The 6,263-nt window shown below is 65.3% G+C and carries 7 protein-coding genes; 1 reads left to right on the top strand and 6 read right to left on the bottom strand.

The annotated features are described in order from the left end of the window. On the top strand, positions 1-403 hold a 403-nt coding region (locus tag EN780_RS25280; RefSeq protein WP_133372710.1), incomplete at its 5' end, for a GGDEF domain-containing protein. Positions 404-422: 19 nt separating this feature from the next. Here EN780_RS25280 and EN780_RS25275 read toward each other — a convergent pair. From EN780_RS25275 to EN780_RS25250, 6 genes are all read right to left on the bottom strand, one after another. Further along, positions 423-596, bottom strand: coding sequence for a hypothetical protein (locus EN780_RS25275; RefSeq protein ID WP_127284540.1), 174 nt, complete (start codon positions 594-596; stop codon positions 423-425). A 424-nt stretch (positions 597-1,020) separates the two neighbouring features. After that, positions 1,021-1,716 (bottom strand): urea ABC transporter ATP-binding subunit UrtE, encoded by a 696-nt coding sequence (gene urtE / locus EN780_RS25270; RefSeq protein ID WP_128275646.1) that lies wholly within the window; start codon positions 1,714-1,716, stop codon positions 1,021-1,023. Between the two features lie 70 nt (positions 1,717-1,786). Then, the gene (urtD, locus tag EN780_RS25265; protein ID WP_127310829.1) at positions 1,787-2,533 is read right to left on the bottom strand and encodes an urea ABC transporter ATP-binding protein UrtD; all 747 of its coding nucleotides are present in this window, start codon (positions 2,531-2,533) and stop codon (positions 1,787-1,789) included. A gap of 6 nt (positions 2,534-2,539) precedes the next feature. Continuing rightward, entirely contained in the window at positions 2,540-3,763 is a 1,224-nt protein-coding gene (urtC, locus tag EN780_RS25260; protein ID WP_128275645.1) for an urea ABC transporter permease subunit UrtC, read from the bottom strand. Next, entirely contained in the window at positions 3,760-5,376 is a 1,617-nt protein-coding gene (urtB, locus tag EN780_RS25255) for an urea ABC transporter permease subunit UrtB (protein ID WP_128275644.1), read from the bottom strand. Before urtB ends, urtC begins: the two co-directional genes overlap by 4 nt. Positions 5,377-5,569: 193 nt before the next feature. After that, positions 5,570-6,263: transporter substrate-binding protein (locus EN780_RS25250; RefSeq protein ID WP_145971001.1), on the bottom strand; the 694-nt coding region annotated here is incomplete at its 5' end.

Raw genomic sequence — 6,263 nt, 5'->3', positions numbered from 1 at the left:
GGTGGTGTTCGACCTCGACGGCTTCAAGGCGATCAACGACGAATTCGGCCATGCCGCCGGCGACGCGGTGCTGAAAGTATTCGCCGAGGAACTCGCCGCCAATCTTCAGCCAACCGATGCCGCCGCGCGCCTTGGCGGCGAGGAATTCGCGCTGGTGCTCAAGCGCACCTTGCCGGAAAAGGTGGAGTTCGCCGCCGAGCGCATCCGCGCATCGTTCGCGGCGCGCCGCATCGAAACCGAGACGCGCCCGCTGTCCTGCACCGTCAGCGCCGGCTACGCCTTCGGCAGCCAGGACGGCACCAGCTTCGACAAGGTGCTGAGCGCCGCCGACAAGGCGCTTTATGCCGCCAAGCGGAGCGGCCGCAACCGCGTGCTTGCCGCGACGCTGCGGCGCGCGAGCTAGCGCCCGGCCTGCCTTCGCTTCAGTGCGCCATCACCTCGTTGTAGGCATCGAGGTCGACGTAGAAAACCTTGGTCATTTCACCAATCAGCTCGTCCGGATCGTAGCCCTGCGACCTCAGGATGTTGATGGCGGTGATGATGTCGACGCGCTCGGTGAGGCGTCGCTTCTGGTAGTCCTCCACAAAACGATCCATCGCCTTTCCCCTGGCAAGAGTCTTTTGGACGCATTGACCGACAATCACTGCGGGGAAGCTAGGCCTGCTTGCTTGCGTGGAACTTGCCGGCTGGGCCCGCGCCTTCCCCCTCATTCGCGACTGGTACGGAAAGCGGCCGACTCACCAAGGCCAAGAAAAGACTAGCATGCGGCATTAAACGCGCCAGAGCTGCCGAACACTTCGTCATCCTTGGGCGCAGCGACGCGAAGCGGAGCGAAGACGCTAGGATCCATGCCGTTACTTGGAAGCGCCACTAACGGCGCAGAATTGGGAATGGTTGGGGCGCTGAGCAATCATTCTATTCTGTACCGCTGCACCATTCGGCAGAGGTAACGGCATGGACCCTGGGGTCTGCGCCGCGTCGCTTCGCTCCTTGCTCCGCCCAAGGATGACGAAAAGGCAGCTACACCGTCAGGAACTTCCGAACATCCGCGCGGTCGAGATCTTCGGCCGGGCCGGTGTGGACGATCTGGCCGCGGTCCATGATGTTGACCTCGTCGGCGAGCTCGCGGCAGAAGTCGAGATATTGCTCGACGAGCAGCACGGCAATGCCGGCCTGGTCGCGCAGGTAACGGATGGCGCGGCCGATGTCCTTGATGATCGAGGGCTGGATGCCTTCGGTCGGCTCGTCGAGCACCAGCAGCTTCGGCCGCATCACCAGCGCCCGGCCGATGGCGAGCTGCTGCTGCTGGCCACCGGAGAGATCGCCGCCGCGCCGGCCGAGCATCTGCTTCAACACCGGAAACAGCTCGAAGACGTGCGCTGGAATGTTGCGGTCGGCGCGTTTCAGCGGCGCGAAGCCGGTCTCCAGGTTCTCGCGTACCGTGAGCAGCGGGAAGACCTCCCTGCCCTGCGGCACGAATGCGATGCCCGACCGGGCGCGGTCATACGCCGCGCTCCGGTCGAGCGCCTTCCCCTCGAAGGCAACGCTTCCGCTCGTCAGCCGGTGGTGGCCGACGATCGATCTCATCAAACTGGTCTTGCCGACGCCGTTGCGGCCGAGCACGCAAGTGATCTTGCCGGCGCCGGCCTTCAGCGAAACGCCGCGCAGCGCCTGGGCGGCGCCGTAGTGCAGCGTGGCATTGGAGACTTCGAGCATGGTCAGCGTCTCCTCCAACGCTTGAGGAAGGCAAGGTCGAAACGATGGAAGGGAACCCGCCAGACCATGCTCAGCGCCCCAGATAGACTTCGACGACACGCTCGTCGGCCGAGACGAAATCGAGCGTGCCTTCCGACAGAACCGAGCCCTCGTGCAGGCAGGTGACCTTGACGCCGAGCTCGCGCACGAAATGCATGTCGTGCTCGACGACGATCACCGAATGGTCGCGGGCGATATCCTTGAGCAGGCGCGCCGTCTCCACGGTTTCGGCATCGGTCATGCCGGCGACCGGCTCGTCGACCAGCAGCAGTTTCGGGTCCTGCGCCAGCAGCATGCCGATCTCCAGCCATTGCTTCTGGCCGTGGCTGAGATTGGCGGCGAGCTCGTCGCGCTTGTCGCCCAGACGGATGATGCCGAGGATGTCGTCGATGCGCCGCACGTCCGCCGTCGAGCGGCGATGGAACAGCGCCGGGAAGATCGAACGCGGCCCCTTCAGCGCCAGCATCAGATTCTCTTCGATGGTGTGGCTCTCGAAGACGGTCGGCTTCTGGAATTTTCGGCCGATGCCCATCATGGCGATCTCGGCCTCGTCATGCCGGGTGAGATCGACCTGGCCGTCGAAAAAGACCTCGCCCTCATCCGGCCGCGTCTTGCCGGTGACGATATCCATCATCGTCGTCTTGCCGGCGCCGTTGGGGCCGATGATCGCCCGCATCTCGCCCTTGTCGAGCACCAGCGACAGATTGTTGATGGCGCGGAAGCCGTCGAAGGAGACCGAGACGCCGTCGAGATAGAGGATGGTGTGCGACTTGCTCATGATCGGTCACTCCGCCGGCTGCGGTTCGGGGCCGGAGGCCGACCATGAGCCCGGCGACCTTGCGGCGCTGCGTACGATCTTCGGCTGCGGCTCCTGCGGATCACTGCCGACTTCCGCGGCGAGCGAGGCCGCGCGCAGTGCTCTGGCCTTGCCGCGCCAGCTGTCCCACATGCCGACGATGCCCTTGGGCAACAACAGTGTGACGGCGACGAACAGTCCGCCCAGCGCGAACAGCCAGAATTCGGGCAGCACGCCGGTGAACCAGGACTTGCCGGCATTGACGAGCAGGGCGCCGACGATCGGGCCGACAATGGTGCCGCGCCCGCCGACGGCCGCCCAGATCACCACCTCGATCGAGTTGGACGGCTCGAACTCGCCGGGATTGATGATGCCGACCTGCGGCACATACAGCGCGCCGGCGATGCCGGCCATGATCGCCGACACGGTGAAGGCGAACAGCTTGACGTTCTCGGCCCGCCAGCCAAGGAAGCGGGTGCGGCTTTCGGCATCGCGCACCGCCATCAGGAGCTTGCCGTACTTTGAACGCACGATCGCCGAGGTCAGCAGAACGGCGAGTGCAAGCGTCATGGCGCTGGCCGCGAACAGCGCCGAGCGCGTCGCATCGGCCTGCACGTTGAAGCCGAGGATGTCCTTGAAGTCGGTCAGGCCGTTGTTGCCGCCGAAACCCATGTCGTTGCGGAAGAAGGCGAGCAGCAGTGCATAGGTCATCGCCTGGGTGATGATCGAGAGGTAGACGCCGGTGACGCGGCTGCGGAAGGCGAACCAGCCGAAGACGAAGGCGAGCAGGCCGGGCACGGCAAGCACCATCAGCGCTGCGAACCAGAAATGGTCGAAGCCGTACCAGAACCAGGGCAGTTGCTTGTAGTTCAGGAACACCATGAAGTCCGGCAGGATGGGGTTGCCGTAGACGCCGCGCGAGCCGATCTGGCGCATCAGGTACATGCCCATCGCATAGCCGCCGAGCGCGAAGAAGGCGCCATGGCCGAGCGAGAGGATGCCGCAATAGCCCCAGACGAGATCGAGCGCCAAGGCAAGCAGCGCGTAGCAGAGATATTTGCCGACCAGCGCGACGATATAGGACGGCACGTAGAAGGCGCTTGCCGGCGAAACGGCGAGGTTGAGCAACGGCACGAGGACCGCCGCCGCGAGCAAGATGAGAACCGTGATGGCGATGCGGCGGTCGCCGCCGAAGAGGCGTTGCGCGATCATGCTTCCACCGCCCGGCCCTTGAGCGCGAACAGGCCGCGCGGGCGCTTCTGGATGAACAGGATGATCAGCACCAGCACGACGATCTTGCCGAGCACGGCGCCGGCATAGGGCTCGAGGACCTTGTTGACGATGCCGAGCGAGAAGGCGCCGACCAGCGTGCCCCACAGATTGCCGACGCCGCCGAAGACGACGACCATGAAGCTGTCGATGATGTAGCCGCGGCCGAGATTGGGCGAGACGTTGTCGATCTGGCTGAGCGCGACGCCGGCGATGCCGGCGATGCCCGAGCCGAGCGCGAAGGTCAGCGCGTCGACCCAGGGCGTCCTGATGCCCATGGAAGCGGCCATGCGGCGGTTGGCGGTGACTGCGCGCATGCGCAGGCCCCAGGGGGTGCGCTTCATGACGTAGAGCAGCACGCCGAACACCAGGAGCGCGAAGACCAGGATCCACAGCCGGTTCCAGGTGATGGCCAGTTGCCCGATGTCGAACGAGCCCGACATCCAGGACGGATTGCCGACCTCCTGGTTGGTCGGCCCGAAAATGGTCCGCACCGCCTGCTGCAGGATCAGCGAGACTCCCCAGGTCGCAAGCAGCGTCTCCAGCGGCCGGCCGTAGAGGAAGCGGATGACGCCGCGCTCGATGGCGAGGCCGACGAGTGCGGCAACCAGGAAGGCAAGCGGCAGCGCGATGACCAGCGACCAGTCGAACAGGCCGGGGAACGACGTGCGGATCACCTGCTGGACGACGAAGGTCGTGTAGGCGCCGAGCATCACCATCTCGCCATGCGCCATGTTGATGACGCCCATGACGCCGAAGGTGATGGCAAGGCCGATGGCCGCGAGCAGCAGCACCGAACCCAGCGAAATTCCGTACCAGATGTTCTGGCCGGCATCCCACAGCGCCAGCGTCGAATTGATGGCGGCGATCGCGGACGATGCCGCGTCCTTGACCGCGCCCTGGGAGTTCGCCTCGACCGAGGTGAGCAGCGAAACCGCGTCGCGGTCGCCGCGCGCGGCAATCAGGGCGATCGCGGCGAGCTTATCGTCCTCTGGCCTGTCCGAGACGAGGACCGAAGCCGCGCGGGCCTGTTCGAACAGCGCTTTGACGCTTGCATCCGTTTCAGCAGCGATGGCCGCATCGAGCGGCTCGATGTTCGCGGCGTCGGGCGTCTTGAACATGGTGGCGGCGGCGGCGATGCGCACGGCCGGGTCCGTGGCGCGCAGCGTCAGCGTGCCGAGCGCATCGCGGATGACGCGGCGCAAGCCGTTGTTGACCTTGATCTTGGTGAGGTCGGTCTTGGCCGCCGAGGCTGACTTCTCGCCGCTCAGCGGATCGAGCAGGTCGATGCCGTCGCCGGCGTCCTTGCCGACGAAGACCTGGGAGTCGGCCTTGCGGATATAGAGATTGCCGTCGGCGAGCGCCGAAAGCGGCGGCTCGACCGCGGGATCGCCGGTGGCTGCAAGCTCGCGCACCACGGCCTCGGTGGCGGAGAAATTCGCGGCGGTGGCGAATTTGGCGATGACGGCGCGAAGATCGGCTTCGGCGGCGCTGGACGGCAACAGGCTTGCCATCACCAGCAGCAGCGTCAGGCCAATCGCGCGGATCAGGATCATCGGTTCAGGTGGCTCCCAGAGGGATTGAGCTTGGTGTCCGGGCGGGCTGGAGGTCGAGCCCGCCCGGCTGCGGTCCCGGTCGCGGAGAGGCCCGCGACCAATCAGACCCGGGAGGTTACGGGCCAAGGTCCGGACCTGGCCATGGGCCTGGCGGCCCAGACCTGGCCATGGGCCTTGGCGGCCCAGACCTCGATCAGTTGGTTCCCTTGCCGCCGCACTTGCCGGTGGCAACGTTGAAGTTGCCGCAGGCCAGAGGCGCGCGCCAATCTGAGATCAGGTCCTTGGAGTCAGGCAGGTAATCCGACCATTCGTCGCCCATCACGAGGCCCGGCGTCTGCGAGACGGTCTCGAACTGGCCGTCGGCCTGGATCTCGCCGATCAGCACCGGCTTGGTGATGTGATGGTTCGGCATCATGGTCGAATAGCCGCCGGTCAGGTTCGGCACCGAGACGCCGACCATGGCGTCAATGACCTTGTCCGGATCTGTGGTGCCGGCCTTCTCGACCGCCTTCACCCACATGTTGAAGCCGATATAGTGGGCTTCCATCGGGTCGTTGGTGGTGCGCTTGTCGCTCTTGATGAACTTGTGCCAGTCGTCGATGAACTTCTTGTTCTCGGGCGTGTCGATGCTCTCGAAATAGTTCCACGCGGCGAGATGGCCGACCAGCGGACCGGTGTCGAGGCCGGCCAGTTCTTCCTCGCCGACCGAGAAGGCCATGACCGGGATGTCCTCGGCCTTGATGCCCTGGTTGCCGAGTTCCTTGTAGAACGGCACGTTGGCGTCGCCGTTGACGGTCGAGACGACAGCCGTCTTTTTGCCGGCCGAGCCGAACTTCTTGATCGCCGAAACCTCGGTCTGCCAGTCGGAGAAGCCGAACGGCGTGTAG

Source organism: Mesorhizobium sp. M4B.F.Ca.ET.089.01.1.1 (assembly GCF_004022605.1).
Taxonomy (GTDB): domain Bacteria; phylum Pseudomonadota; class Alphaproteobacteria; order Rhizobiales; family Rhizobiaceae; genus Mesorhizobium; species Mesorhizobium abyssinicae.
Note: the sequence above shows the minus strand (reverse complement) of the source record. Positions and strands in the feature narration are given on the sequence as shown.